This is a genomic window from Streptomyces sp. NPDC048419 (assembly GCF_043200415.1).
Lineage (GTDB): Bacteria > Actinomycetota > Actinomycetes > Streptomycetales > Streptomycetaceae > Streptomyces.
Window position 1 is genome coordinate 125,609 of record NZ_JBICXT010000009.1, and the last position, 26,396, is coordinate 152,004.

At 68.1% G+C, this 26,396-nt stretch carries 23 protein-coding genes and 2 pseudogenes; 10 read left to right on the forward strand and 15 right to left on the reverse strand.

Annotated features, from left to right (window positions below):
* Window positions 1–168 precede the first annotated feature (168 nt).
* The 3 genes from ACGFYN_RS20500 to bldG all read right to left on the reverse strand — a co-directional run bounded on the left by ACGFYN_RS20500 (window position 169) and on the right by bldG (window position 3,760).
* Window positions 169–2,574 carry a sodium-translocating pyrophosphatase gene (locus ACGFYN_RS20500; RefSeq protein ID WP_393867241.1) on the reverse strand — a complete coding sequence of 802 codons (2,406 nt, stop codon included), beginning with the start codon at window positions 2,572–2,574 and terminating at the stop codon, window positions 169–171.
* A gap of 296 nt (window positions 2,575–2,870) precedes the next feature.
* Window positions 2,871–3,299, reverse strand: a complete 429-nt coding sequence (locus ACGFYN_RS20505) for an ATP-binding protein (RefSeq protein WP_393867242.1) — start codon at window positions 3,297–3,299, stop codon at window positions 2,871–2,873.
* Window positions 3,300–3,418: 119 nt separating this feature from the next.
* Window positions 3,419–3,760, reverse strand: coding sequence for an anti-sigma factor antagonist BldG (gene bldG / locus ACGFYN_RS20510; RefSeq protein ID WP_003975386.1), 342 nt, complete (start codon window positions 3,758–3,760; stop codon window positions 3,419–3,421).
* 81 nt (window positions 3,761–3,841) lie between these two features.
* On the opposite strand from bldG, the gene ACGFYN_RS20515 reads away from it, so the two are divergent.
* On the forward strand, window positions 3,842–6,502 hold the full coding sequence (locus ACGFYN_RS20515; RefSeq protein WP_393867243.1) for a DEAD/DEAH box helicase: 2,661 nt from the start codon (window positions 3,842–3,844) through the stop codon (window positions 6,500–6,502).
* On the opposite strand, the gene ACGFYN_RS20520 is transcribed toward ACGFYN_RS20515, so the two are convergent.
* The 6 genes and pseudogenes from ACGFYN_RS20520 to ACGFYN_RS20545 form a co-directional block, all read right to left on the reverse strand.
* On the reverse strand, window positions 6,450–6,839 hold the full coding sequence (locus tag ACGFYN_RS20520) for an Rv3654c family TadE-like protein (RefSeq protein ID WP_393867244.1): 390 nt from the start codon (window positions 6,837–6,839) through the stop codon (window positions 6,450–6,452). The two genes, ACGFYN_RS20515 and ACGFYN_RS20520, sit on opposite strands and share 53 nt — an antisense overlap.
* The gene (locus tag ACGFYN_RS20525) at window positions 6,839–7,216 is read right to left on the reverse strand and encodes a TadE family type IV pilus minor pilin (protein ID WP_393867245.1); all 378 of its coding nucleotides are present in this window, start codon (window positions 7,214–7,216) and stop codon (window positions 6,839–6,841) included. Before ACGFYN_RS20525 ends, ACGFYN_RS20520 begins: the two co-directional genes overlap by 1 nt.
* Window positions 7,203–7,400, reverse strand: a complete 198-nt coding sequence (locus tag ACGFYN_RS20530) for a DUF4244 domain-containing protein (protein WP_393867246.1) — start codon at window positions 7,398–7,400, stop codon at window positions 7,203–7,205. Before ACGFYN_RS20530 ends, ACGFYN_RS20525 begins: the two co-directional genes overlap by 14 nt.
* A 65-nt stretch (window positions 7,401–7,465) precedes the next feature.
* The gene (locus ACGFYN_RS20535) at window positions 7,466–8,254 is read right to left on the reverse strand and encodes a type II secretion system F family protein (RefSeq protein ID WP_393867247.1); all 789 of its coding nucleotides are present in this window, start codon (window positions 8,252–8,254) and stop codon (window positions 7,466–7,468) included.
* On the reverse strand, window positions 8,251–9,120 hold the full coding sequence (locus ACGFYN_RS20540) for a type II secretion system F family protein (RefSeq protein ID WP_393867248.1): 870 nt from the start codon (window positions 9,118–9,120) through the stop codon (window positions 8,251–8,253). Before ACGFYN_RS20540 ends, ACGFYN_RS20535 begins: the two co-directional genes overlap by 4 nt.
* A pseudogene (locus ACGFYN_RS20545) lies at window positions 9,117–9,431 on the reverse strand (ATPase, T2SS/T4P/T4SS family); the annotation flags it as partial. The pseudogene ACGFYN_RS20545 and the gene ACGFYN_RS20540, both read right to left, overlap by 4 nt.
* 44 nt (window positions 9,432–9,475) lie before the next feature.
* On the opposite strand from ACGFYN_RS20545, the gene ACGFYN_RS20550 reads away from it, so the two are divergent.
* The 4 genes from ACGFYN_RS20550 to ACGFYN_RS20565 all read left to right on the forward strand — a co-directional run bounded on the left by ACGFYN_RS20550 (window position 9,476) and on the right by ACGFYN_RS20565 (window position 13,035).
* A complete protein-coding gene (locus ACGFYN_RS20550; protein ID WP_393867249.1) occupies window positions 9,476–11,026 on the forward strand; it encodes a recombinase family protein in 1,551 nt (516 codons plus the stop codon).
* Complete coding sequence (locus ACGFYN_RS20555; RefSeq protein ID WP_393867250.1) at window positions 11,023–11,724, forward strand: RNA polymerase sigma factor; 702 nt, start codon at window positions 11,023–11,025, stop codon at window positions 11,722–11,724. The genes ACGFYN_RS20550 and ACGFYN_RS20555 overlap by 4 nt, the downstream gene beginning before the upstream one ends.
* A 56-nt stretch (window positions 11,725–11,780) precedes the next feature.
* Window positions 11,781–11,942 carry a hypothetical protein gene (locus ACGFYN_RS20560; RefSeq protein WP_393867251.1) on the forward strand — a complete coding sequence of 54 codons (162 nt, stop codon included), beginning with the start codon at window positions 11,781–11,783 and terminating at the stop codon, window positions 11,940–11,942.
* Between the two features lie 628 nt (window positions 11,943–12,570).
* Window positions 12,571–13,035, forward strand: coding sequence for a hypothetical protein (locus ACGFYN_RS20565; RefSeq protein ID WP_393867252.1), 465 nt, complete (start codon window positions 12,571–12,573; stop codon window positions 13,033–13,035).
* 906 nt (window positions 13,036–13,941) lie between these two features.
* Here the strand turns inward: ACGFYN_RS20565 and ACGFYN_RS20570 are convergent.
* The gene (locus tag ACGFYN_RS20570) at window positions 13,942–14,094 is read right to left on the reverse strand and encodes a hypothetical protein (RefSeq protein WP_393867253.1); all 153 of its coding nucleotides are present in this window, start codon (window positions 14,092–14,094) and stop codon (window positions 13,942–13,944) included.
* A gap of 307 nt (window positions 14,095–14,401) precedes the next feature.
* Between ACGFYN_RS20570 and ACGFYN_RS20575 the strand changes: the two genes are divergently transcribed.
* The 3 genes from ACGFYN_RS20575 (at window position 14,402) to ACGFYN_RS20585 (ending at window position 16,453) form a co-directional block, all read left to right on the forward strand.
* Window positions 14,402–14,701 carry a hypothetical protein gene (locus tag ACGFYN_RS20575; RefSeq protein ID WP_393867254.1) on the forward strand — a complete coding sequence of 100 codons (300 nt, stop codon included), beginning with the start codon at window positions 14,402–14,404 and terminating at the stop codon, window positions 14,699–14,701.
* A gap of 17 nt (window positions 14,702–14,718) precedes the next feature.
* Entirely contained in the window at window positions 14,719–15,225 is a 507-nt protein-coding gene (locus tag ACGFYN_RS20580; RefSeq protein ID WP_393867255.1) for a hypothetical protein, read from the forward strand.
* A gap of 934 nt (window positions 15,226–16,159) precedes the next feature.
* Window positions 16,160–16,453 (forward strand): hypothetical protein, encoded by a 294-nt coding sequence (locus tag ACGFYN_RS20585; protein ID WP_393867256.1) that lies wholly within the window; start codon window positions 16,160–16,162, stop codon window positions 16,451–16,453.
* Window positions 16,454–17,404: 951 nt separating this feature from the next.
* Here the strand turns inward: ACGFYN_RS20585 and ACGFYN_RS20590 are convergent.
* The 3 genes and pseudogenes from ACGFYN_RS20590 to ssd form a co-directional block, all read right to left on the reverse strand.
* Window positions 17,405–18,619 carry a helix-turn-helix domain-containing protein gene (locus tag ACGFYN_RS20590; protein ID WP_393867257.1) on the reverse strand — a complete coding sequence of 405 codons (1,215 nt, stop codon included), beginning with the start codon at window positions 18,617–18,619 and terminating at the stop codon, window positions 17,405–17,407.
* 706 nt (window positions 18,620–19,325) lie between these two features.
* A pseudogene (locus tag ACGFYN_RS20595) lies at window positions 19,326–20,204 on the reverse strand (TadA family conjugal transfer-associated ATPase); the annotation flags it as partial.
* The gene (ssd, locus tag ACGFYN_RS20600) at window positions 20,194–21,306 is read right to left on the reverse strand and encodes a septum site-determining protein Ssd (RefSeq protein WP_393867258.1); all 1,113 of its coding nucleotides are present in this window, start codon (window positions 21,304–21,306) and stop codon (window positions 20,194–20,196) included. The pseudogene ACGFYN_RS20595 and the gene ssd, both read right to left, overlap by 11 nt.
* Before the next feature lie 574 nt (window positions 21,307–21,880).
* On the opposite strand from ssd, the gene ACGFYN_RS20605 reads away from it, so the two are divergent.
* Window positions 21,881–22,714, forward strand: a complete 834-nt coding sequence (locus tag ACGFYN_RS20605) for an HAD family hydrolase (protein ID WP_393867259.1) — start codon at window positions 21,881–21,883, stop codon at window positions 22,712–22,714.
* Between the two features lie 390 nt (window positions 22,715–23,104).
* Here ACGFYN_RS20605 and ACGFYN_RS20610 read toward each other — a convergent pair whose 3' ends face one another.
* Window positions 23,105–23,929 carry an oxidoreductase gene (locus ACGFYN_RS20610; protein ID WP_393867260.1) on the reverse strand — a complete coding sequence of 275 codons (825 nt, stop codon included), beginning with the start codon at window positions 23,927–23,929 and terminating at the stop codon, window positions 23,105–23,107.
* Between the two features lie 101 nt (window positions 23,930–24,030).
* Between ACGFYN_RS20610 and ACGFYN_RS20615 the strand changes: the two genes are divergently transcribed.
* Window positions 24,031–25,011 (forward strand): ATP-binding protein, encoded by a 981-nt coding sequence (locus ACGFYN_RS20615; RefSeq protein ID WP_393867261.1) that lies wholly within the window; start codon window positions 24,031–24,033, stop codon window positions 25,009–25,011.
* Between the two features lie 7 nt (window positions 25,012–25,018).
* Here the strand turns inward: ACGFYN_RS20615 and ACGFYN_RS20620 are convergent, their stop codons facing one another.
* Window positions 25,019–26,293: a hypothetical protein gene (locus ACGFYN_RS20620; RefSeq protein WP_393867262.1), complete on the reverse strand. Its 1,275-nt coding sequence runs from the start codon at window positions 26,291–26,293 to the stop codon at window positions 25,019–25,021.
* Between the last annotated feature and the right edge of the window lie 103 nt (window positions 26,294–26,396).

A 26,396-nucleotide genomic window follows, 5' to 3' on the forward strand; every position in this document is an offset into this window, starting at 1 on the left:
GCCACCCACGCGACAACCGCACGCCGGGTGCCCCATACGTTCACTTTTCACGCCTTTTGCACCAGGCGAGAGAAGGCTCACGATGAGGGCGTGAACACACGAGACGGGCGGGAGACGCGTCAATACGCGCCTCCCGCCCGCCCCTTGAGCCGGGCCTCGTAGGACCGCCTACGAAACCACCGCGGGATCCGCCGAGTTGGCCACCCGTTCGGCGCCGGGCTCGTCGCCCACGGCGATACCGCGCCGCTTGGAGACGTAGACCGCCCCGGCGATGACGAGCAGGGAGAGGATCGCGATCGTGATCCGCACCCCGAGGTTCTTGTCGTCGCCGTAGCTGAACTTGATGATCGCGGGCGCGATGAGCAGCGACACCAGGTTCATCACCTTCAGCAGCGGGTTGATCGCGGGACCGGCGGTGTCCTTGAAGGGGTCACCGACCGTGTCGCCGATCACCGTGGCGGCGTGGGCCTCACTGCCCTTGCCGCCGTGGTGGCCGTCCTCCACGAGCTTCTTGGCGTTGTCCCAGGCGCCACCGGAGTTGGCGAGGAACACCGCCATCAGCGTGCCCGTGCCGATCGCGCCGGCCAGGTAGGAGCCGAGCGCGCCGACACCGAGCGTGAACCCGATGGCGATGGGCGCCATGACCGCCAGCAGACCCGGCGTCGTGAGCTCTCGCAGGGCGTCCTTGGTGCAGATGTCGACGACCTTGCCGTACTCCGGCGTCTCCGTGAAGTCCATGATCCCGGGCTTCTCACGGAACTGCCGCCGCACCTCGTACACCACGGACCCGGCCGACCGCGACACCGCGTTGATCGCCAGCCCCGAGAAGAGGAAGACGACCGCCGCGCCGGCGATGAGGCCGACCAGGTTGTTCGGCTGCGAGATGTCCATCATCAGGTTCATCGGCGCGCCGGGCCCGGAGAGCTTCTCGCCGACGTCCTGCGCGCCGGTCGTGATCGCGTCACGGTAGGACCCGAAGAGCGCCGACGCCGCCAGGACGGCGGTGGCGATGGCGATGCCCTTGGTGATGGCCTTGGTGGTGTTGCCCACCGCGTCCAGGTTGGTGAGCACCTGCGCACCCGCCCCCTCGACGTCACCGGACATCTCCGCGATGCCCTGCGCGTTGTCGGAGACCGGTCCGAAGGTGTCCATCGCGACGATCACGCCGACCGTGGTGAGCAGGCCGGTACCGGCCAGCGCCACCGCGAACAGCGCGAGCATGATCGACGTGCCGCCGAGCAGGAACGCCCCGTAGACGCCGAGGCCGATCAGCAGGGCGGTGTAGACGGCCGATTCCAGGCCCACCGAGATACCGGCGAGGACGACGGTGGCCGGCCCGGTCAGCGAGGTCTTGCCGATATCCATGACGGGACGGCGGTTGGTCTCGGTGAAGTAGCCGGTCAGCTGCTGGATGACGGCGGCCAGCAGGATGCCGATCGCCACCGCGACGAGCGCGAGGATGCGCGGGTCGCCGTCCTTGGCCTGGATCGCGGCGTCGGAGACTCCGTCGAGATCCGAGTACTTCGCCGGGAGATAGGCGTAGACCGCCACGGCCACGAACACGAGCGAGATCACCGCGGAGATGAAGAAACCACGGTTGATCGCGGACATGCCGCTGCGGTCCGAGCGGCGCGGCGCCACGGCGAAGATGCCGATCATCGCCGTGAGCACGCCGATGGCGGGCACGAGCAGGGGGAAGGCGAGTCCCGAGTCGCCGAAGGCCACCTTGCCGAGGATCAGCGCGGCGACCAGGGTCACGGCATACGACTCGAAGAGGTCGGCCGCCATGCCCGCGCAGTCGCCGACGTTGTCGCCCACGTTGTCCGCGATGGTCGCGGCATTACGCGGATCGTCCTCCGGAATGCCCTGCTCGACCTTGCCGACCAGGTCGGCGCCGACGTCGGCGGCCTTGGTGAAGATGCCGCCGCCGACACGCATGAACATGGCGATCAGAGCGGCACCGAGGCCGAAGCCTTCGAGCACTTTCGGCGCGTCGGCCGCGTACACCAGCACCACGCAGGAGGCGCCCAGCAGACCGAGCCCCACTGTGAACATGCCGACGACGCCGCCCGTGCGGAAAGCGATCTTCATGGCTTTGTGCGAGACGGCGGTGAGATCCTTTTCCGGCTCACCTTCCGCGGGAGTCGCTTCCCGGGCCGCCGCGGCGACGCGGACATTACTGCGCACGGCGAGCCACATGCCGATATAGCCGGTGGTTGCCGAGAACGCCGCGCCGATCAGAAAGAAGATCGATCGCCCGGCGCGCTGATTCCAGTCGTCCGCGGGCAACAGCATGAGCAGGAAGAACACGACGACGGCGAATACGCCGAGCGTGCGCAGCTGCCGGGCCAGATAGGCGTTCGCACCTTCCTGGACCGCTGCCGCGATCTTCTTCATGCTGTCGGTGCCCTCGCCTGCCGCGAGCACCTGGCGTACCAGGACGCCGGCGACCGCGAGTGCGGCCAGCGCGACGACACCGATGATCATCACCATGATCCGGTTGTCGTCCGTCAGTACGGCGGCTGCGAGGTTAGTGGGGTGATCCAACTGATGAGGGGTAGAAAGCCCCGCCATTCGTCCTCCTTGACGCTTGGGCTGAGCTCAAGATGTGGACGGATTGTAGGTACCGCAACCTGATCAAAACAGTCCGCGGTAAACGAAATTAGCCTTCACATGCTCTTCAGCAAATGATCGACATCAGGCCACGGAACCCGAAAGAGGTAATGCCTCAAAGGCATTGACGCTCAGATTGGCGCTTGATCAAATGATCGGCTGATTGATCGTGAATTCCTTCACGAATTCGCGGGAACACCCGAAAAACAGCGAGGGCCCTGCTCAGCAGGGCCCTGGGACGGTCTACGAGGGTGTGATCAGGGGAGCACCGCGACGGGCGGCGTGGTCGGCCAGGTCATCCGGATCTGCCCGCCGTGCTCGCCGGCGGTGACCTCGACGTCGTCGACGAGACCGCTGATGACCGCGAGGCCCATCTCGTCCTCCTCGGTGTCCACGTCGTCGCCGTAGGAACCGGGCTCGTCTCCCGGTGCCGTGCGTGGCGCTTCGTCGCCGACCTCGATGGAGAACTGCTTCTCCTCCTCGACCAGCTGCACCTTCACCGGCGCCGTGATCCCGGCGCTCTGATGCAGTCCGACGGCACGGGTGCAGGCCTCGCCGACGGCGAGCCTGACCTCGTCGAGGACGGCCTCGTCCACTCCGGCCCTGCGCGCCACCGCTGCCGCCACCAACCGGGCGGTCCTGACGTGCTCGGGCAGCGCGCTGAAGCGGAGTTCAACGGTGGCCATGCATCCCCCTCGGAACTACGGGCGTGCTGTCGGGGGACCGGGCTGCCGAAAGCCCGGACCCCCATGAAGCTGCTTCCGTCCCTGGAGCGGTCCTTTCCCGCTCCGTGGGGCGGTGGTGGTCAGTCGGTCGCCGCCACCGCTTCCTCGACCGAGGTGTGAATCGGGAACACCTTGGTGAGACCGGTGATGCGGAAGATCTTCAAAATGCGCTCCTGGTTGCAGACCAGGCGCAACGAGCCCTCATGGGCACGCACACGCTTCAGTCCGCCGACCAGTACGCCGAGCCCGGTGGAGTCGAGGAAGTCCACGCCCTCCATGTCGACGACGAGGTGGAAACTCCCGTCGTTCACCAGCTCGACCAGCTGCTCGCGCAGCTTGGGCGCGGTATATACGTCGATTTCGCCACCGACCTCGACGACCGTACGATCGCCGACGGTACGGGTCGACAGGGACAGGTCCACGGATCCTCCAGCACCTTGCTATCGAGCGGTCGCTCCTTGGGACATCTCGGCTTCAGCCCCCGGAACGGTTCGCCAGCCGCGATGGCATTCAATCACTTAACGGCAGGCGTGCACGACGCCTTGGTCCCATTGTCCGTCACGCCGGTGACACACTCGGTGCCGATGGCCAAGAATCACCGATCCGATCGATCCCTGGCAGGGCCCGAATCCCGGCCGGATCCGGGTACCGTCCTGGGCCGGCTCGCCTCCGGGCCGAGCCGGGCTTCGCGCATCACTCATACGGAGCACTTGCCCCCGCGCGAGGGCCGCCATGCCGTCTGGCCTGACCGGATTCGTTCGGAGGTCATCGCCGCGGTGCAGGCGTGCGGCATCCAGCACCCCTGGGCCCACCAGGCACGCGCCGCCGAGCACGCCCTGGACGGCGACTCGGTGGTCGTCGCCACGGGCACGGCGTCCGGCAAGTCCCTCGCCTACCTGGTCCCGGTGCTCTCGACCCTCCTGGACGGCTCCGAGGCCCCGAACGGCCGCGGCGCCACCGCGCTCTACCTGGCTCCGACGAAAGCTCTTGCGGCCGATCAGTGCCGATCGGTGAAGGAACTTTCACAAACTCTGGGAAATGCCGTCCGACCCGCGGTGTACGACGGAGACACCCCGTTCGAGGAACGCGAGTGGGTCCGCCAGTACGCCAACTACGTCCTCACCAACCCGGACATGCTGCACCGCGGCATACTCCCGTCCCACCCCCGCTGGTCCTCCTTCCTGAAGTCGCTGAAGTACGTCGTCATCGACGAGTGCCACACCTACCGCGGCGTCTTCGGCTCCCATGTCGCCCAGGTGCTGCGCCGGCTGCGCCGCCTGTGCGCCCGCTACGGCGCCTCTCCCGTGTTCCTGCTGGCCTCCGCGACGGCCGCGGAGCCCTCGGTGGCCGCCCGCCGCCTGACGGGCCTCCCGGTCGTCGAGGTGGCCGACGACGCCTCCCCGCGCGGTGAGCTGGTGTTCGCCCTCTGGGAGCCCCCGCTCACCGAGATGCAGGGCGAGAAGGGCGCCCCGGTCCGCCGCACCGCCACCGCGGAGACGGCCGACCTGCTCACCGACCTCGCCGTGCAGGGCGTCCGCTCGGTCGCCTTCGTACGCTCCCGGCGCGGCGCCGAGCTGATCGCCGTGATCGCCCAGGAACGCCTGGCCGAGGTCGACCGCTCCCTCGCCCGCCGCGTGGCGGCCTACCGCGGCGGCTACCTCCCCGAGGAGCGCCGCGCCCTCGAACAGGCCCTGCACTCGGGCGAGCTCCTCGGCCTCGCCGCGACCACCGCCCTCGAACTCGGCATCGACGTCTCGGGCCTGGACGCCGTGGTGATCGCCGGCTACCCGGGCACCCGCGCCTCCCTGTGGCAGCAGGCGGGCCGCGCCGGACGCTCCGGGCAGGGCGCACTGGCCGTCCTGGTCGCCCGCGACGACCCGCTGGACACCTTCCTCGTGCACCACCCCGAGGCCCTCTTCGACCAGCCCGTGGAGTCCACGGTCCTCGACCCCGACAACCCCTACGTCCTCGCCCCGCACCTGTGCGCGGCCGCCGCGGAACTGCCGCTCACCGACGAGGACTTCGCGCTCTTCGGCCCCGCCTGCGAGGACCTGCTCCCCCAGCTGGAGGCCGCGAAGCTGCTCCGCCGCCGGACGAAGGCGTGGCACTGGACGCGCCGGGAACGGGCCGCCGACCTGACCGACATCCGCGGCGGAGGCGGCCGGCCGGTCCAGGTCGTCGAGTCCGGCACCGGTCGGCTGCTCGGCACGGTCGACGAGGGCGCCGCCCACACGGCCGTCCACGAAGGCGCGGTCCACCTCCACCAGGGCCGCACGTACCTGGTCCGCTCACTCGACCTGGACGACTCCGTCGCCCTGGTCGAGCAGGCCGGCCCGTCGTACTCCACGGTCGCCCGCGACACGACGTCCATCGCCGTCCTGGAGACGGACACCGAGATTCCCTGGGGCTCCGGGCGCCTCTGCTACGGCTCCGTCGAGGTCACCAACCAGGTGGTCTCCTTCCTGCGCCGCCGGCTCATCACCGGCGAAGTCCTGGGCGAGACGAAACTCGACCTCCCTCCTCGTACGCTGCGCACCCGCGCGGTGTGGTGGACGGTCACCGAGGACCAGCTCGACGAGGCCCGGATCAACCCGGAGATCCTCGGCGGCGCCCTGCACGCCGCCGAGCACGCGTCCATCGGCATGCTGCCGCTCTTCGCGACCTGCGACCGCTGGGACATCGGCGGCGTCTCCGTCCCGCTCCACCCCGACACGCTCCTGCCCACGGTCTTCGTCTACGACGGCCACCCGGGCGGCGCGGGATTCGCCGAGCGCGCCTTCCACACCGCCCGCGCCTGGCTCACCGCCACCCGCCAGGCCATCGCCTCCTGCGAGTGCGAGGCCGGCTGCCCGTCCTGCATCCAGTCCCCCAAGTGCGGCAACGGCAACGACCCGCTGCACAAGAGAGGCGCGGTACGGCTGCTGACGGTGCTGCTGCGAGAAGCCCCGGAGGAGAAGCCGGCCGACGCGGATGCCGTGCCGGACGCACCGGACGCACCGGACGCACCGGAGGACCGAGCCGGAGCAGAGCCCGCGGCAGAGGCGCCGCAGGACCAAGCCGCGACAGAGCCCCCGGCGGACACGCCGAAGGAGATGGCCGGCCCGGAGCCTGTCACGGGGGCGACGCCTGCGGCACCGGCCCCGCAGGCCCCGCCCGTGCCCTGACCTCCGCCGTGAACGGCCCCCGTCCCGACGCCGCCGTCACGTCTGAGATCTCGCCCACGACCACGCACCGCACCAGCCGGGAGCCCTGGGTCCGGGCCTGCCGCCCGGCCCTGGCGCAGGCCGCCGGACCGCCGTCCGCCCAGTGGTCCGCCGCAGCGAGCGCCGCGAGGTCCGCGGCCCCGGCCGCGCGGTGCCGGACCACGACGGCCTGCCCGAGGGCGAGCACGACACCGAACACCACGCACAGCACGGCGATCGCACCGAGGCTCCAGACGGTGGCGGAACCACGGTCACCGTCTCGCTCGTAAGCCCACCGGCGCCTCCGACGACCGGGCATCACGACCCCACCCCCACCGTCTCCTCCGCCTGAGCCACGGCCTCCTCCCGTACGTCGAAGGGCAGACCGTGCAGCACCGGTGGCCTCGCCACCACGACCACACGGACCTGGTCCCCCTCACGACCGACCGTGATCCGCGCTCCACGCGGGGCCGCCGCGCGGGTCAGCTCGACCACCGAGGCGGCCGGATCCTGCCGGGCCGCCGCACGCGCCCCCGTCCGCGCCGCGTCCACGCACTGGATCTGCGCGGCCACCACCAGCAGCCCCCAGACCAGTGCCGTCGTGAACATCACCAGCACGGGCAGCACGACGGCCGACTCCGCCGTCACGAACCCCCTGTCGCCGCCCTTCTCGCGTCCCCGCTCACATGTGCCCATCGAGCGCCTGCTTCACGATGCCCTGCAGCTCCGCGCTGACCTGACCGCTCGTCACCACCTTGTAGAGGACCACCGCGAAGGCCACCGCCGCGACGATCCCCATCGCGTACTCCGAGGTGACCATCCCCGCGTCCCTCCGCGCCGCCCCGGCCCTGCGCACCAGAGCCCGTACCGCCTTGCTCATCTCAACCCCCGTGAGGTCCAGTCCCGTTGATCACTTGCCGTCCGCCGCCGACCGCTCCGCTCCCGTCATCCACCACCCCCTCCCAGCACCCCGCCCGCGAGCCCGATCACCACGGGCAGGACGCCGACCGCGATGAACGCGGGCAGGAAGCACATCCCCACCGGTGCGGTGACCATGACGGCCGCCCGCCGTGCCCGTGCCGTCGCGGTGCGGGCCCAGTCGGCGCGGACGTCCGCCGCGAGCCGTGCGACGGGCGTGGCGGCGGGGAGCCCCGACACGTCGGCCCGCTCCAGCAGCCGCGCCAGTGCCTCCGCGCCGGGCAGCGCTGCCAACCTCCGCCAGGCCTCGGCCGGTTCACCGCCGAGCCGAACCTCGGCCGCACCCCGCGCCAGCGCGTCCCCGACGGGCCCGCCCAGGGCCTCGCCCACGGCCCGCGCCGCGGGCACGGGTCCCGCCCCCGCGGCGATGCAGGCGGCCACCAGGTCGGCGGAGAGCGGCAGTTGACGGGCCGCCTCGGCCGGGTCGTACGCCTCCGCGCCGCCCGTGGCCGCCTGTCTGCCGCGCCACCGCCACAGAGCGCCCGCGACGGCCAGCCCCAGGACGAGGCCGGCGAGGCCGCCGACCAGAACCCACCCGGCGCACACCACCCCCGCCGCGGGCAGCCAACGTCGCGCGGTGTGCCGGACCTCGAAGCGCGGCCCGCGGCTCATCTCCTCCGCGTCCGCCACCAGCGCGGCCAGCCGCCGGGCCACCCTCCGCTCCCGCCGTACCGCCTCCAGCCGGCGCAGCAGCCACCCGAGAGCGAGCAGAATCCCCACGGTCACCCCCAGCCTGTGGACAACGTCCGCGCTCATGCCGCCTCCGCCCGCCGGACGATCCGCATCGCCCACCACAGCCCCAGGCCCTCCAGCACTCCGCCGACGCACAGGCAACCGAGCCCGGCCCCGGTGTGCAGCAGCACATGCAGCGGATCGGCCCCGAGCGCGGCACCGAGGGCGAGACCCACAACCGGCAGCCCCGCGAGCATCGCCGCCGTGGACCGGGGTCCCGCCAACTGGGCTCGCAGATCGGCACGTTGATCCCGCTCGGCCCGCAACGCCCCTTCGAGCCGGTCGAGCCCTGCCGCGAGGCCCGCGCCCTGGTCCACGGCCACCCGCCAGCACGCGGCGAGGCCCAACAGCCCCTCGCCACCCGGTTGCCGTGCCGCCGCCGCGAGGGCTGCCGGCACGTCGCCGCCGAACCGCGCGGCCGCCAGCACCGCGGCCTGCGCGCCCCCGAGCCCCCCGGAGTCCCGCGCCGCGCTCAGCAGCGCCTCGCCCGGCTGCCGCCCGGCCCGCGCCTCCCCGGCGATGGCCCCGCACAGCGCGATCACCGCGTCCCGGCGGTGCTCCAGCGCCCGCCGGGCCTCCGCGGCCAGCCGCAGCCGTCGCAGCAACGGCACCCCGGCCGCCCCCGCGACGACCGGGAGCACCGACGTGCCCAGCACCGCCAGCAGCACCCCGGCGGCCAGGGCCCACCACTCGGCCCGCAGCCGCCCGCGAACCCGCCGCAGCCCCCCGGCCATGTCCCGCCAGGCCGGCGGCCCGCTCGCCGCCACGCCGCCACCCGCGAGCAGCAGCTGCGCCCGCCGCGCCCCGGAATGCCACCCGCTCATCAGCAGGGCCGCCGCACCGGCACACATCACGGCGGTGCCCGTGGCCGTCCCGCCCATCACCGTCATCGCTCCCCCTCGTTCCTCAGCAGTCCCCGCAGCCGCTCCCAGCCCTGCTCGTACGCGAACGCCTCCGTGCCCCACCGCAACGCCGGCACCGTCCGCACCAGCCCCGACGGGTCCCGCTCCAGCACATGCACCTCGGCGATCCGCCGCCGCCCGGACCGGTCGCGCACGAGATGCAGGACCACCGACAACGCCGCCGCCAACTGGCTGTGCAGCGCGGCCCGGTCGAGCCCGGCAGCCGTGCCGAGCGCCTCCAGCCGGGCCGGCACGTCCGCCGCGGCATTCGCGTGCAGGGTGCCGCAGCCGCCCGGGTGTCTCGCCTAGCACTGCAAGGCGTTCGACTCACCAGGGACGTGCCGTGAGCCAACCCACTTGCGTCATCTACGACCGACTGTCACGCCTCTTCGCTGAGGAAGCCCCAGACCACCGAATTGCAGCCTGCAAGGCTTACGCCGCTCAGCGCGGATGGAAGGTGGTGCACATTGCCACCGACACCAACGTCAGCGGAGCCAGCCGACTTGAAGACCGGCCCGGTATGCGCGAAGTCCTGTCATGGCTTCCCCGCGCTGACTACGTGCTTGCCTCAAAGCTGGACCGGTACGCGCGCAGTGTTCTGGAATTTCAGCGGCTTCTAGATGCTGCGAAGTCCACGCGCACCACTGTCGTCACGGCTGATGGGGTTGTCAGCCCGGAAAACGCGTCCATCATCATCAACGTTCTTGCTGCATTCGCTGAGTACGAGCGGGACATGATTAAGGCCCGTATCACGGACAGCAAGAAGCACTTTCGGGCGCGCGGCAACCACCTGGGCGGACTGGCCCCGTACGGCTACGAAGTCACAGGCCCCGTGAATGACAAGCGCTGGGTCATTGACGAGACATCAGCGGCAATCGTGCGCGACTGTGCAGACAAGCTCATCAATCACGGCGCTTCGATCACTGGGCTTACCCGGGAACTCAATGAGCGCGGGATTCCTTCTCCTGCCGACCACGCCCGGCAGCGGGACGGACGGAAGATGCGCGGGACGAAGTGGTCTTCTACGACTCTCCGGGACGTGCTCTATACGCCAACGCTTCGCGGGTGGCTGGTACAGGCCACGCCTGGTGACAAACGGGGCGCGCTCACCAATCAGCCAGTGCTTGACGCTGAGGGCAAGCCTGTATCCGCCGGACCCGAAATCCTCAGCGCCGAAGTCTGGTCAGCCGTCCGCGCCGTTCTCGACAACAAGGCCAAGGGGCGTGGCGTAGACCGAAGCGGCAAATCCCTGTTGCTTCACGTGGCCCGTTGCTCCGAATGCGACGGACCCATGTACCGGCAGCGCCGTGCCGTGAGCGGAAAGGACTACAGCACCTACGTATGCCGGAACGGCGTAGGCAAGCGAGGAATTCACCGACCCAACGTCGTCATTGCCCGCAATGTTGAGGAGCTGGTGACAGCCGACTATCTGAGGCGCTTCGGCAGCTTCGCACAAATGCGCTGGGCTGAGCCTGACGGTAGCGCCGTACTCCAACTCTCCGAAATCACTCAGCAGATTGAGCGGCTGGCGGGGAACCTTGCACAACTCGACCCCAACGGATCTGCGGCACGGGCAGTCATCGGACAGCTAACCGCGCTGGAAAAGCGGCAGGCGGAACTACAGACAGAAGCCGAACACGCGGAAGGCCGCTGGGTCTCCACTGGTAAAACTATTACTGAGGACTGGGAACAGCGGAACGAAGAGGGGCGGCGCGCAATGCTCGCTGATTTGGGGGCACAGGTGGTCATCCGCCCGGCCACTCCCGGCGCACCGAAGAGGTTTGACTCTAAGCGAATCGCCCTGAGCTACCAGGGCCCGGAATGGCGGCGCGAGTTGAACCCAGCGGAAGCCCACCTGATTGAACTTGCCATGGAAGAGGCGCTGTACGCATGAGCATTGATGAGACACAGCTCAAGGCAGCGCTGGACGGAAGCCCCGAAGCCACCACGGCGATTCTCAGGGCGCTTGACGGGCTTATCCGGTCCCGTGCCCAGCGCATTGACCGGGACAGCGCGGAAGACCTTGCACAGGTGGGCCGTGAAGCCCTGTGGCTGAGCCTGAGCCGCTTTGCTGGTGGCTCCGCCGGGCAATACGTCTCCTTCGCTGACCGGACCGTGACCGGCGCCATGCAAGACGCGCACTGCACCATGCGCTACCCGGGGATCAGTCTGGACGAAGCGAAGCTGTGGCGCTCTGCCTACAAGCACGCGAAGGGCGATGCCGACGAAGCCGAACGGCTGATGTGCTCCGGGGAGTTGGCATGGCGCATGAGCCCGGCTACCGCCAAAGCCGTGAGAGTCGCTGTGAGCCCTTCTGAGGAGCTACCGGAAGACCTGGGCACCACGACCCCGGCGGAGCCCTCAGAGAGCGACACAGGGCGTTCCAGTGACCGCGTGGCATGGATGCTGTTCTCAGTGAGCCCCCAACAGCGGGCAGTGGTGGAGATGACTTACGGCATTGGCGCTCACGGGCGCATGAGCGACGAAGAGATAGCGGCAGCGCTGGACATCCCGAAGGCTCAGGTCATTGCCGCCCGGAGCAAGGCACTTCGGCGGCTACGCGACCGGTGGTCGGGAACTTCCTTCCGCTGAGCATTCGACCCGCTAGACCCGGTTCGTAGGGACCACCAGGCGGAAGGAGAGACCGCATGCCCGCTGAACTGATTCAGGAGATTGCCCGGCGCATCCGTGAGGAGCTGGGTATCACAGGCGTCAACCCGTTTGAAATGGATGACGAAATGAACCACGCATCCCGCGAGATTTGGCGAAGCGTGGCCGGAGACATCAGCGTCTTCCCGGTGACACCCTAAGCACCACCACTGAGCCCCCGTTCTGGCAGCGCGCCGGACGGGGGCTTTCGTGTTTCCCGGGAACGGCTCTGCGCGGCCCCGTGAGCGCCTTTCAGGGCTCCGCTGGCCCTGGGTGCCGGGATGTCAGCGAGAAGGGCTCAGACGGGCACACAGAGCTTCTGACAGGCCGTCAGCTAAGGCCATTCTGATTCTTCGGCCATTTCCAAGCACCCGGGCAGGCCGTGTGTAGTTTCAGCGCGGGTGGGTGAGCAAACTACACACCCCCGAAATACCTTCTGACCTGCACCTTTACCACTCACTGATCGCTTTCTATGTAGTAAGTATTAGAAGCGCTCAAAGCTACTAGAAATCTACTGGCATTGGGCGCTTCTCATACTCTGCACGCACTTTCCGCTCACGCGACCATGAAACCCCAGGTCAGAGCACCTTTAGCGGGTATGTAGGTTCTGCACTACTCATACACCGACCACAGTTACCGCTCATTCGACTCACTAGACCTAGTGCGAGGGCACCCCTGCCCCGCTGAGCCCCTAGGAGTTGACCCGTGATTCTTAGCCGCGAATGTGCATGGGACGCGTGCGAGAACCGTGCCCGTGCCCGCTCTGACTACTGCTCCCAGCGCTGTTACGTGGCTGCCCGCCGGTTCGCTGCACTGTCCGAGGATGAGCTAGCCGCCCGGCAGGAACGGGAGAAGCTGACCCGTACGCGGAAGACAGCGGCACTGCGCACGAAGGCTGACCAGAATGCCCGGCGCTCGCTGCCCTGTGTTGTCTGTGGCACTCCGCTTGAGCGTAAGGCGACTTCGGGCCGTATCTCGAAGTACTGCGGCAATGCCTGCCGTCATCGTCGCACCCGGGAACTGTCCAGCCTTGCCCCTGGTGGCGTTGCTCAGTTCCTCCGGTACGCACAGGCGAAGCCGGGTTCCCGTGCGGACGCTGAGACCTTCTACGGCGCTTACGTCGTCTGGGCTGGCGCCTATGGCATTGAGCCGCTGAACCCTTCGGGCATGCTCCCTCAGCTCAAGGCCGCTGGCTTCCGCATTGAGGGAACGGACGCCGACCAGGAAGTCATTTTCGACGGAATTCCCGAGTGATCCACATCACATAAATTCGTCAGTCCGCAATGTCCGATTGCACATATTTCGCGGGCGCTCCACTCACTAGACATAGTTCGTAGGGGCGATAAGCCGCCTACCGCGAACGGCATCACCCTGGTTCGCATTCTGCGCTACGGCGCTCTGATACCAACGGCCCTAGGTCTGGTTGATTCCCTCAGCGGTAGTGATGCCCCGCTTTGGTGAATCCCAGACCTAGGGCCGTTTTTGTTTTGGCATCACACCAGAAGGCATCACACCATGACGACTTATGCAGCCGTGCACAAGGCACTCAACCGGCTAAAGCTACCCGCGAAGTACAGCGCATGCGCCTGGTGCGGGCTTACCGCTTCTGACTGGGCTTACCAGTGGAATGACCCCAACGCGCTGGACAGCGAACACGGCCAGTACAGCGAGAACACCACCAGTTACGCGCCTATGTGTCGTCGCTGCCACAACGCATTTGATGACGCGCACCGGTCCTACGGCGCTGAGCGATTCCCGTACGAAGTAGCCCGGCTCAAGGAAGCCGCCTATGGCTCTGTGAGCGACGAACGGCGTGCAACTGAGGAAAGGGCCCGGGAGACCAGCCGTAAGGCCGCTATCCGCCACGTAGAGGCGCGAGAAGCCCGAATGTCCCGGCGCCGTAAGTCTGAGTCTGCCGCTGAGAAGGCCGCTCACGCGCTCATGTCCCGGGGCTACCGGCATAACGCCCTTGAGCGGGGTGACCGCTGATGACTCGCGCTGAGTGCTTCGTAGAAATAGCCGTCATTGCTTACCTGGTGGGGCTGATCTACCAGGCGGCAGGCGTCATCTAAGACCAGGGCAGAGCGCCGGTGACTCCTAAGGCTGGCGCTCTGCCCTTCCTATTTTCGAAAATCCGGCAGATTCGAGCCGGCTGACCCCCTATCCGGAGAAATTCCAATGGACGCTATCGGGCCCACACAGGCGCTCCGAATCCTCGAAGCACATACGCGCGTACCACGTGACGAAGTTCAGCGCGACGAAGTCTTTGCGGCCTTTGTTGTGCTCCGCCTTCTCGCGCTGGGTGGTGACCATGTCGAGACTGACTGACGCTGACCATGAGTACGTCCCGGATATCTGCGCGGCACTGTCTGAGCTAGTTCGCGCTGAGCCTGGTGGCGCCATCAAGACCGAAGATCTACACAGAAAAATAAATGGATGGCTCCGGCACCACGGAAAGCCCACCGTTCCCTATGGGCCGTACGCACGGACGCTACGCAGTGTCGGTATCAGCGTGGAATCTAGAACGGCGTTGGGCATCACGCTCCGTTGACCACCTACGGATATCCGTATGTGCCCCTCTCAAGAAAGAAGAATGACGATGACTAACACCCCTTGGTACATGCGCACCGTTGACCCGGGCGCGATTGACACCAACGACCCTGAGCGCAAGCGCAAGCACCTTGAGTCGATTGCATCTACGGCCAGCGCTGAGGATGACGCCATGGTCTCTCACCTAAAGGCCGCTGAGGCCCGGGGAGTTGAGATTGACCCGTCTACGCGAATGGCCATGGGCTACGCGACCGTTGCCCGCAAGGCGGCTGCCCAGCTAGGTGAGGCTACGCCGAAGGCCACCAGCGCCAGCACGGATGACCTGACCCCGGAACAGCGCATTGCGCGCGGCTACAGCTCTGCCAACTGACCCCGAAGGGAAGCACGATGACTGAGAACACCAGGCCCGCCACTCAGGATGAGCTACAGAAGGCGCGCAAGGCTGCCGAAGCGGCTCAGGCGAAGCTAGCCAAGCTGGAAGCCGAAGAGGCGCTAAGGCGTGACGCTGATGCGGCTAAGCGCGCTGAGCGAACCGCCGAGTATGACGCTGCCTTCCATTCTCGCTGGCGTCAGGTTGCCGACGAAGCTAAGGCGTCCGAAGGCAGCACGGATGTTGAGTACGACCCTGAAACCATGGGCTTCCTTGAGGGGCTGATCAGGTTTGCCACTGGCCGTGGGAAGCGCCGAATCGTGATGGAGCATGCCCAGCGCGCTGAGTCCACCCTAGGCATTAGCTCTGCGGAAAGCACCGTGCCGGACGAAAGGCCGTTCACGCTAGACATCATCGGGGATATCACTCGGATCGTTGAGCGTGAGGCCGGGCGCCGCACTGCGGAATTCGCTGACGCCCTTGAGGCTGAGCGTGAGGCATTCATCAACGGGGAGGGCAAGTAATGGATGACCTTCTAGAGCCGGGCGTTGATGGCACCTACCCGAATTGGCCGCGCGACGCTGACGGCTTCCCGATCCAGCCGGTAGACAGCGAGGGTGCGCCTATCAAGCACGCGCATGGCTTGGGTGGTGCGCTATACGCAATTGAGCCCACCTGTGCACGCTGCCTTGACCGTGGACTTCCCCCGGTCATCAGCATTCCAAAGAGAGCGGCCTAGCCATGGCACTTGACCTACTCGACCCGGGACCGGACTACAACGGCCAGCCTGCCTACCTGGTTTGGCCCCGTGACGCGAATGGTGCCCCGTGCTTCGCTGACACGCACAGTCCGGCGGACGTGGTCTTTCCTCAGTCGGGCAGCGCTCCGGTATGGCGTGGCACGGTTCATCAGCGAGGCACACTGACTGACCTCACTCATTACGGCGCTGACGGTAAGCCGCTGATTCCGCCGACCATTCCGCTAGCCACGCTTCGGCAGATGTGGGCTGATCACTATGGCTGACAGCCCGTTCTGTGAGCTGTGCCCCCGGACAGCGAATGGCACAGAGAGCCCGGCTGCCGTGTCCGTCTGCTATCCGCTGTCACGCGCTGAGCTAATCGCCCGGGGCATCCGGCCGGACTACCCGGGATACCGGAAGTCAATGTGTCTCGACTGCTACCGGGCATGGAAAGCCCAGGGCAACTAACCCAAGGGCCGTGTCACTGGACTCCACCCACCAGCGGCACGGCCCTTTTCGCTGCCCGCACAAATTGCTCAATGAGCCATGGCAGCTTTTTCCCTCCCTGCCGGTCATTCGCTGGACCGGAAGGGGGTCCCCGCCCGGGGTGTGCTGCCGCAACCAGGCACCCTCAGCCGGCTGAAATCCCCATGTTTTCTGACCTGCGCCTTTGTGGCGCCGCAACTTCGCTGGCGTGCTTGCTGGCGCTAAGGAATCCCATGCTTGCCGACCATGACTCACCCTCGCATGCCGCTTCGCTGGCCGAAGTCCTGAGCTATGCACGCACCTACGCGGACGAGATAAGCCGCATGCTCGCTGAGGGAAAGCCCGACCCTGATAAGGCGGCGCACCTGGTGCAAGCGGTACGCAACATGTTGTGCGCTGCCTCAGATGAACTAGACACGCTGGACGACACGCAACAGATCATTGATGCCGTGGCCGATATCCAGGGGCTTAGTGACCCCCACCTATTCAGCGCCATTACCGACACCCCCACATACGGAAATCCGTAGGTGCTTACCCGTTGGAGTACAGATATGCCGTGGAAGCCTAAGACGCCATGCAGTCAGCCGGGATGCCCTGAGTCAACCAATGGTGGTCCATGCCCTGAGCACAAGCGCCAGCGCGAGGAACAGCGGGGCAGTGCAAGCGCACGCGGTTATGACGTTGGCTGGCAGCGCAAGCGCAAGGCTTATCTGTACGCGCATCCGTGGTGTGTGCTGTGCAGTCGGCATGCGACGGTCGCTGACCATTGGCCGCTGAGTCGAAAGCAGTTGAAGGCAAGGGGCGAGACGAACCCTGATGCACCTAAGCACCTTCGGCCATTGTGCAAGCCATGCCATGACAGCGAGACCGCGAAGAACCAGCCTGGTGGTTGGGCAGCCGAGAAGGCGAAGCCTCAGCCGCCGAATCCCAATGACGTTCCGCCGTTCTGATTGCCGCTGATGCCTACCCGGGTGGGGGGTGACCCCCTTCCCCCTCAGAGATTGACCGGCAGGGAGGCAAAAAGCTAGCGCCGCAGCTTGGAGCGTTTGCGCGGGACAAACCTTGATACAAACAGCCCCGGTCAGCGAATGGCCGGGGCTTCCCTATGCCCTGAGAGTGACCATGACCACCGATTACAAGGCGCGTGTTGCCGCCTTCCTGCTACTCAGCGACGAAGAGCTAGGGCGCCCCCTGTGGGGTATTCCGCCTGCCGACCGAAGGGCATTCCTAGCCGCTCGTTCCCGGCGCCAATTCGCCCGGTACTCCCTTGCTGATGACTTCCAGACTCCTGAGCATGACCAGCGCGTGACGGATTGGGCTGAGACCGAATGACTAAGCGACTGCCTTTCACTGACCTTGTCCGGTACGCGGCCCTTGCTGCGGCCAACGGACCGGCCGCCGATACCTGGCAATGACCGCATGACCGTAGCCCCGTACCCGCTGCCTGACTGGTGGCCGGTACGGGGCTTTCTGCGTTTCTAGGCTGCCTGGTGCTCAGCGAGTAGGGCGGCTACTTCCGGCACTTCGGCGTACTCCTGCAACCGGCTGAGAATGACGCGCACCCGTTCTGCAACCCTTTCTGACGGTGTGTCAGCTCCCAGGGAAATGACCCGTCCGGCCACGGCTGCCGCCTCTTCTGGTTCGTTCGCATCAGCCAGCGCCACGGCAAGCCAAGACAGGTACAGCGCTAGTTCTCTGGTGTGCGTGGCGTCATATCCGCTGAGCACTTCGCGGAGCAATGGAACAGCACGCAAGGGCCGGTGAAGCTCTGTGTAGACCCGGGATTCCATGACCCGGAGTTCCCCAGCGTCCACCCAATACAGGTAGGCAGGCGATTCCGTGCCTTCACTGTCTTCGCTGAGTGCCTGCCCGGCTTCCCCCAGTGCGCGCATGGCTTGCTGTCCGTTCTCGACTCCCCCGGCTTTCGTGTGGGCCCATGCCACCCGGTCCAGATACAGCGCGCGGGCTTTCGGGGGTGCCTCGCTGCCAGCGTCATTCAGGGCCGCGTGTGCCAGCGTCAGCCCTTCGGATTCCCGCCCCGTGTTGCTGAGCTGGTAGGCAAGTGACCCGGCAATGTTCCCGGCAAGGGTGTGGTCCTCAGCCTGCCGTGCGGCGCTGATTCCTAGCCGGTAGATGCGCTCTGCCTCTTCGTGCTGCCCCGCATCGCTGGCAATCCATCCGGCAATCTGGGCCAACTCCCCAATCTGCCTGAGAAGTTCGCGCCCCACTTCGCTGCCGTAGGTGTTCTCCCGGTACAGCTTCACAGTGCGCCGAAGGTCTCGAAGTGCCGGGCGGATTAGGTCTCCCCCTGCCAGCACATCATCAGCAAGCCTGAGCCCATGCACGCGCTGTTGTAGGTCATCCACGGTGGACATGCCGATGCGGCTTGTACGGGCTTCCAGCGGGCTTAGCGGGTCCTCTTCGGGCAGGAAGTCAGCGAGGGTCGGCATGGGAGGCTCAGCGGGCTTCTGTGGCTCCCTGAGCACTTCCACGGGCACACCTAGGGCGGCAGCGAGGAACGGCAGCCATTCACGGGGCGTGCGCTTGCCTGTCTCCCAACGGCTGATCTCTTGCCGTCCGACCGGATCACCAATCACCCCGGCTGCCTGACAGACCTCATGCGCTAGCCGTGCCTGACTCCACCCGCGCTGTTCGCGCAGACGTTTGATGTTGGCCCCGATGCTGCTCGCCATGCCTCAATTCTGGCCGACAGTTGGCCTACACGTGGCCGCTAGTTCTAGATCGACTTCGGGCAGACGCTGAGGCGCATGACGGAACCGAAGCGATACCCAGGCGCGCCGGTCGAACTTCCGGACCGTGGAGCCGAATTGGAGCCCACACCCGTGGACGGATGCGCGGGTTGTCGAGAGCTGGCCAACGTTCGGGACCGTGCGCGGGCGGGTGGCGACTGGACGACCGTGACTGACTGCAATGTCCTTATGGCACGGCACCCGGACGGGCATGGATGACCACCGCGCCAGAGCGCCCGAAGGTCCGTGCGGTTACGCCCTACCACCCAAAGCCACGCGCTGGACGAACGGGCGGAGAGCGGCCCTGGTCCCTGTGGAATTTCGGTGACCTATGCGGCTGCTGTGCTGGGCACCGTGAAATCTGGTGTGACGGGTGCTGCGGATTCGGCGGCTGTCAGCTCTGCGGGTGGACTGAGAAGCGGCCATGCCCTGTGTGCGCAGGTGGCGACGCAGAACCTATCCGCTGGTGAGACTCCGGCCCGCTGGTCTACGCCGATGGCTCAGCGCGCTGGTCCTGCCCCGTCTATGCGTCTCTCCCGGCGTGTGGGCGGGGCTTCGCTCTGTCGGTCAACTGGGCCTGTGACCTGTGGCGTTGCCTGTTTCGGCGCACCCTCGCTGAGCCCTGCCCCTGCATGTACGCTTAGACCAGGCACCCGCCTTCGTGCCCGGTGTTCAACGCGGCCAGCAGATGCACCACTTCGGGCCCCCGCACCTCGCCCACGACCAGCCGGTCCGGCCGCATCCGCAGCGCCTGCCGTACGAGGTCCTGGAGCGTGACGAGTCCCGCGCCCTCCTGGTTGGCGGGTCTGGTCTCGAGGCGGACGACATGCGGATGGTCCGGGCGCAGCTCCGCCGAGTCCTCCGCGAGCACGATCCGCTCGCCGCGTCCGACCAGCCCCAGCAGCGCGCTCAGCAGAGTCGTCTTGCCACTGCCGGTGCCGCCGCTGATCAGGAAGGACAGCCGGGCCTCGATCAGCGCCCGCAGCACCCGCTCCCCGCCGGGCGGCACGGTGCCCGCCGCGACCAGCTCGCCGAGCGTGAACGCCCGCGGCCGTACGACACGCAGCGACAGGCAGGTGCAGCCCACGGCCACCGGCGGCAGGACCGCGTGCAGCCTCGTCCCGTCGGGCAGCCGGGCGTCGGCCCACGGCCGTGCGTCGTCGAGCCGCCGGCCGGCCACCGCGGCCAGCCGCTGGGCGAGCCGCCGTACCGCCACCGCATCCGGGAAGCAGACCGGTGTCAGCTCCAGCCCTGCGCCCCGGTCCACCCAGACCCGGTCCGGAGCCGTCACCAGCACGTCGGTCACCAACGGATCGGCGAGCAGCGCTTCCAGAGGGCCGCTGCCGACCAGCTCGGACCGCAACTGCGCCGCCGCGCCAAGGACTTCGGCGTCCCCGAGCACCCGCCCCTGCTCCCGCAACGCCTGCGCCACGCGCGCGGGTGTCGGCTCGGCCCCGCTCTCGACCAGCCACTGCCCGCACGACCCGGCCGCCAGATCGTCCGCGGCGACATGGCGCTCATGCGGCACCCGCTTCCGCCAGAGACCGCTCCCAGAACTCCTTGCAGAAGCGCGCGAGGGGGCCGCGGCCACCGGCCGCGGGCGGTGTCTTGCCCTCCCCGGGGCGCAGCAGCGCCGACTCCACGGGCAGCTCGCCGGCCAGGGGCAGTTGGAGCAGCCGGGCCACCTCGCGGTCGTCGAGTCCGGGCGCGTACGGCCCCCGTACCGCGATCCGCAGGTCGCGCAGGACCATGCCGACGGCGGAGGCCACCCGCCCGGAGGCCGCCACGGCGCGCAGCTCGCCGGGGACCACCAGGAGCCCGAGGTCGAGCTGGGCGAGCGCCTCGGCGACGCCGTCGTCGACACGGCGCGGCAGGTCGACGACCACCGTGCCGCCGCGCCGCCGCGCCGCGGCCAGGACCGCCCGTACGGCCTGCGGCGGGACGGCGATGCGGTCGCCGCGGTCCCAGCTGAGCACGCGCAGGGAGTGGAGCTCCGGCAGCGACTCCTCCAGGGCACCGCCGCCGACCCGGCCGCGGGAGCCGGCGAAGGCGGGCCAGCGCAACCCCTCTGCGCTCTCGCCGCCGAGGAGGACGTCCAGTCCGCCGCCCAGCGGATCGGCGTCCACGAGCAGCGTGCGCAGGCCCTCCCGCGCGGAGGTGACGGCGAGGGCGCACGCGAGCGTTGACGCCCCGGCCCCACCGCGCCCGCCGATGACGCCCACGGTGAGGGCGGGCCGGCCCACCCCCTCGGCCACGTCCGCGATGCGGTCGACCAGCCACTGTTCGCCGTCGGGCAGCATCAGGACGTGGTCGGCGCCGATCTCGACCGCGCGGCGCCAGACACCGGAGTCGTCCTGGTCGCGGCCGACCAGCACCACTCCTCGCCGGCGCGCGGCCCCGCGCACCCGCCGCGCGGCGTCGTCGCCGACCAGGACGAGCGGCGCGGCCTCCCAGCTGCCCGCGCGCTCCGGGAACGAGTGGTGGACCTCGGGTGTCGCGCCCGCCGCGGCGCACAGGCGCAGCAGGTCGTCGAGCAGTTCGACGTCCTCCGTGACGATCAGTGGTCCGGCCTGCCGCCCCGAGGCGGCGGACGGTGGTTCGTGCGTGACGGCTCCGGTCACGGTTTCCATCCCCCTTCGCTGCATCTCTCGCGCAGCCCCTGCGGTCACGCGATTCACAAACTTCCGAAGAACCGGCAACCGGCCTTCATATGAACGGCCGATACGAACCGGCCAAACCCGCCCGACAAACCGGAACCGGCCATGAACTCGGCCCGGCCGAGGCGCGTTTGAATCACCGTGCAGCGGTCCCGGAAATCGTGTGGATCTTGGTCGATAACTGTGGACAACTCGGCGGTTGTGAATATCGCCGTCACCCTTACCGGTGAGTGCCGCACCGCCCGTGGCGCGACTGCCGCAGAGCAGCGCGACGACTACGTACAGTGACGAACCTTGGGCATGACGAAGGGACGGCCGCGGCCGTCACGCAGCGGCCGTACAACCGCATGAAAAAAGGAAAACCCACCCGGACATGCGACGACCCCCACCGGGGGGGAGAGTGGGGGTCGTCTCCACGGCCGACTCGGGGGGGGAGGAGCCGGACCGCGATAGCACGGTCGCGAACGATCCGTGACTTCCATGGTGTACCCGAGAGCCCTCTCAGGCAAACCCACGCGCCACACCTTACGCCGAATGGGCTGCGCCTATGCTCGGGGTCGTGGAAAACCACTCCTTGCCCCGCACAGCCGCCTTCTTTGACCTGGACAAGACGGTCATTGCGAAGTCGAGCACGCTCACGTTCAGCAAGTCGTTCTACCAAGGCGGTCTGATCAACCGCAGGGCCGCCTTGCGTACCGCATATGCCCAGTTCGTCTTCCTCGTCGGCGGTATGGACCACGACCAGATGGAGCGGACGCGCGAGTACCTGTCCTCGCTCGTCCGCGGCTGGAACGTCCAGCAGGTCAAGGAGATCGTCGCCGAGACGCTGCACGACCTGATCGACCCGATCATCTACGACGAGGCCGCCTCCCTCATCGAGGAGCACCACACCGCCGGCCGCGACGTCGTCATCGTGTCGACGTCCGGCGCCGAGGTGGTGGAGCCGATCGGCGAGCTGCTCGGCGCGGACCGCGTGGTGGCGACGCGCATGATCGTGGGCGAGGACGGCTGCTTCACCGGAGAGGTGGAGTACTACGCCTACGGCCCGACGAAGGCCGAGGCCATCAAGGAGCTGGCCGTGTCGGAGGGGTACGACCTGGAGCGCTGCTACGCCTACAGCGACTCCGCGACCGACCTGCCGATGCTCCAGGCGGTCGGCCATCCGTACGCCGTGAACCCCGACCGCACGCTGCGCCGCGAGGCACTCGCGCGCGGGTGGCAGATCCTCGACTTCCACCGTCCGGTCCGGCTCAAGCAGCGGATCCCGGGGCTCTCCGTACCGCCCCGTCCGGCTCTCGTCGCGGCCGCCGCAATAGGCGCCGCGGCCGCGACCGCGGGTCTCGTCTGGTACGCCAACCGTCGCCGGGCGATGCCTCTTTGATGCGGGGAATCACCGGTACAACCTGTTGAATCCGCGTCACTCGAGCCTCGTTCGACATACCGGCGCCCGTTTGCAACCTATTTGAGACCAAAAGTAAAGAAGTACAGCCAGGGGTTCCGCTTGCTTCGGTCCAGGAGTACAAAGGGGTTAACGGCCCGCGAGACCAAGGACATCCGAAAGGATCACCTTAAAAACGCATTTGGCCCCACGGACCGAGCATGAACACCGGGCACCCACGCGACGTCGACCCGTCGATTACGGGCCAGCCGCACCAGGTGACGGGCAAAGTCCCGACCTGATGGGCAACATATCGAGGACGCCTGGTAACCCGGTGAACATGCCAGCGGCGGTACGAATCCTCGTACCGCCGCATCCCTTTTCCGGCTTCGTCTACGCCGCGCCGCGCTGCAACGCCTCACACACGGCCGTCGATTCACGTGCCCCCAGCCCGACCGCCCTGCCGCAGTGGGCGATCCAGGCGGCCACGCCCTCGGGCGTCCCGGAGACATATCCGTCGAGCGCGGCGAGATAGGCCGCCCGGCCCAGTTCGGCGTGGCCCACCTCCGCCGGGCACACCGACTTCGGGTCGAGGCCGCTGCCCACCAGGACGATGCGCTCGGCGGTGCGCGCGATGAGGCCGTTGCAGGACGCGAAGGGTCGCAGCGCGAGCAGTTCGCCATGGACGACGGCGGCCATGACCAGGGCGGGGGCGGAGCTGCCCGCGATGATCAGCTCGGACAGGCCGTCCAACCTGCCATGCACCTCGTCGGCGCCCGGCAGGTCCAGCTCGACCAGTGGCTCGTCGACCGGCTCGCCCGCCTGCCGCGGCCGCCCGACCTCGTCGCCGTTGGTCGCGGCGGCCACCAGGTGCAGCCGGGCCAGGACCCGCAGGGGCGACTGCCGCCAGATGGACAGCAGCTGGCCCGCCTCCGCGGTCAGCCGGAGCGCCGCGCCCATCACGCGCGCGTCGTCGTCACCGCTGAAGTCGCTGCGCCGGCGCACCTCCTCCAGCTCCCAGTCGGCGCCGGAGAGTGCCGCGGAACCGCGGGCGCCGCGCAGCGCCGCCTCGGAGGTGATCTCGTTGCTGCGGCGCCGCATGACCCGGTGCCCGTAGACCCGGTCCACGGCCTTGCGCACGGACTCCACGGACTCGGCCACGCCGGGCAGCGAGCCCAGGGCCGCGAGCGGATCGGCGGTCGCGCCTGTCGTACTCATGAGTACGACCCTAGCCACCCCCGGGGCGCGCCCCACGATTGAGTGGTCTTCTTCACGCCCACCTGCCACATACAGCTATCGGCCGACTACTCTTCGTGAACATGAAAATTGCTTTCGTCGGGAAGGGCGGCAGCGGCAAGACCACCCTGTCCTCCCTGTTCGTCCGCCACCTCGCGGCCACCGGAGCGCCGGTCGTCGCGGTGGACGCGGACATCAACCAGCACCTGGGCGCCGCGCTCGGCCTCGATGAGGCGGAAGCCGCCGCGCTGCCCGCGATGGGTGACCGGCTACCGCTGATCAAGGAGTACCTGCGCGGCTCCAACCCGCGCATCGCCTCCACCGAGACGATGATCAAGACCACGCCGCCCGGCGAGGGCTCGCGGCTGCTGCGCGTGCGCGAGGACAACCCGGTCTACGACGCCTGCGCCCGGCCGGTGGAACTCGACGGCGGTGCCGTCCGTTTGATGGTCACCGGCCCCTTCACCGACGCCGACCTGGGGGTCGCCTGCTACCACTCCAAGACCGGAGCGGTGGAGCTGTGCCTGAACCACCTGGTGGACGGCCGCGGCGAGTACGTCGTGGTGGACATGACGGCCGGCTCGGACTCCTTCGCCTCCGGCATGTTCACCCGCTTCGACATCACGTTCCTCGTCGCCGAGCCGACCCGGAAGGGAGTCTCCGTCTACCGCCAGTACAAGGAGTACGCCCGTGACTTCGGCGTCGTGCTCAAGGTCGTCGGCAACAAGATGCAGGGCCGGGACGACGTCGACTTCCTGCGCGCCGAGGTCGGCGACGACCTGCTGGTGACGGTCGGGCACTCGGACTGGGTGAGCGCCATGGAGAAGGGCCGCCCGCCCCGGTTCGAGCTCCTGGAGGACGCCAACCACAGCGCCCTGCGCACCCTGCGGATCGCCGCCGACGCGACGTACGAACTGCGCGACGCGGAGCGCTACATGAGCCAGATGGTGCACTTCCACCTGAAGAACGCGGACGCGTGGGGCAACGCGCGCGCGGGGGCCGACCTGGCGGCGCAGGTCGACCCCGGGTTCGTGCTGGGCGAGGGCGTCACCGCCCCCGCGTGACGAGGGGTTACTCCTTCTTGGCCGGCGGCGCCCCCGGCGCACCCTTCGGAGCCGGGGCCGGGCGGCCCGAGAGATAGCCGGCCCAGCCCTGCTTCGGGGCCTCGCCGACGTTCAGGTCGCGCAGCTTCGCCAGGACCTTCGGGTCCTGGGCGTCCAGCCAGTCGGCGAGCTGGTGGAAGGACACGCAGCGCACCTCCGGCTTGTTGCAGACCTTCGCGACGACTTCGTCGAGGGCCCGCATGTAGGTGCCGCCGTTCCAGGACTCGAAGTGGTTGCCGATGATCAGGGGCGCGCGGTTGCCGTCGTAGACGCGGCGGAAGCCCGCGAGCAGGCCGTCGCGCATCTGGTCGCCCCAGTAGTCGAACTTGTCGGGGTCACCCTGGGTCTGGGTGCCGGACTGGTTGACCATGAAGTTGTAGTCCATGGTGAGCTGCTCGTAGGAGTGCCCGGGGAAGGGCACGAGCTGCATCGACAGGTCCCACAGGTTGTCCTTCTTCTTCGGCCAGACCTGCTCGTTGACGCCGCTGGTGTCGTAGCGGAAGCCCATCTGGCTCGCGGCCCGCATGAAGTTCTTCTGGCCCTCCAGGCAGGGCGTGCGGGCGCCGATGAGCTCCTTGTCGTAGTCGAAGGGCAGCGGGGCCGCCTTCTTCATCCCGGTGTTGGTCTTCCAGGTCTTCACGAACTGCTTGGCCTGCGAGATCTCGCTCTTCCACTCGGCGACCGACCACTCGCCGACCCCGCCGTCCTTGCCGCAGAAGTGGCCGTTGAAGTGGGTGCCGATCTCGTTGCCCTCCAGCCACGCCAGGCGCAGCTGCTTCACGGTGTCGGAGATGCCCTTCTCGTCGTTGAAGCCGATGTCGGAACGGCCCGGCGAGTGCTGCGGCGGCTTGTAGAGGTCGCGCTTCTCCTCCGGCAGCATGTACACGCCGCTGAGGAAGAACGTCATCGACGCGTTGTTGGCCTTGGCGACCTTGCGGAAGTGGGAGAACAGCTTCTGGCTGTCCTCGCCCGCGCCGTCCCAGGAGAAGACGACGAACTGCGGAGGCTTCTGGCCGGGCTTGAGACGTTGCGGTCTCGGCAGGTGCGGCTGTGCTCCGGTGTAGGCCGTGGAGCCGTCGCCGATCAGCCGGACGGCGCTCCCCGGCGCCCGGGCCGGGGAGACCTTCTGCGGACCGGGAGCACCGTCCCTGTGCCCGTTGGAGCCGAGCGCACAGCCGGCGACGGATGCGGCACAGGCCGCGGCGATCACGGCGCCCGCGGTGATCCTGTGGGTGGCGGCCATGTTCCGCTCACCTTCTTCCTTCTCTCAGGCCAACGCCGGTGAGGGCGTTTTCTGGTGGTTTGCCGGGCAGGCCCGACAGCGCCGCCAAGGTCGCACGAGGCCG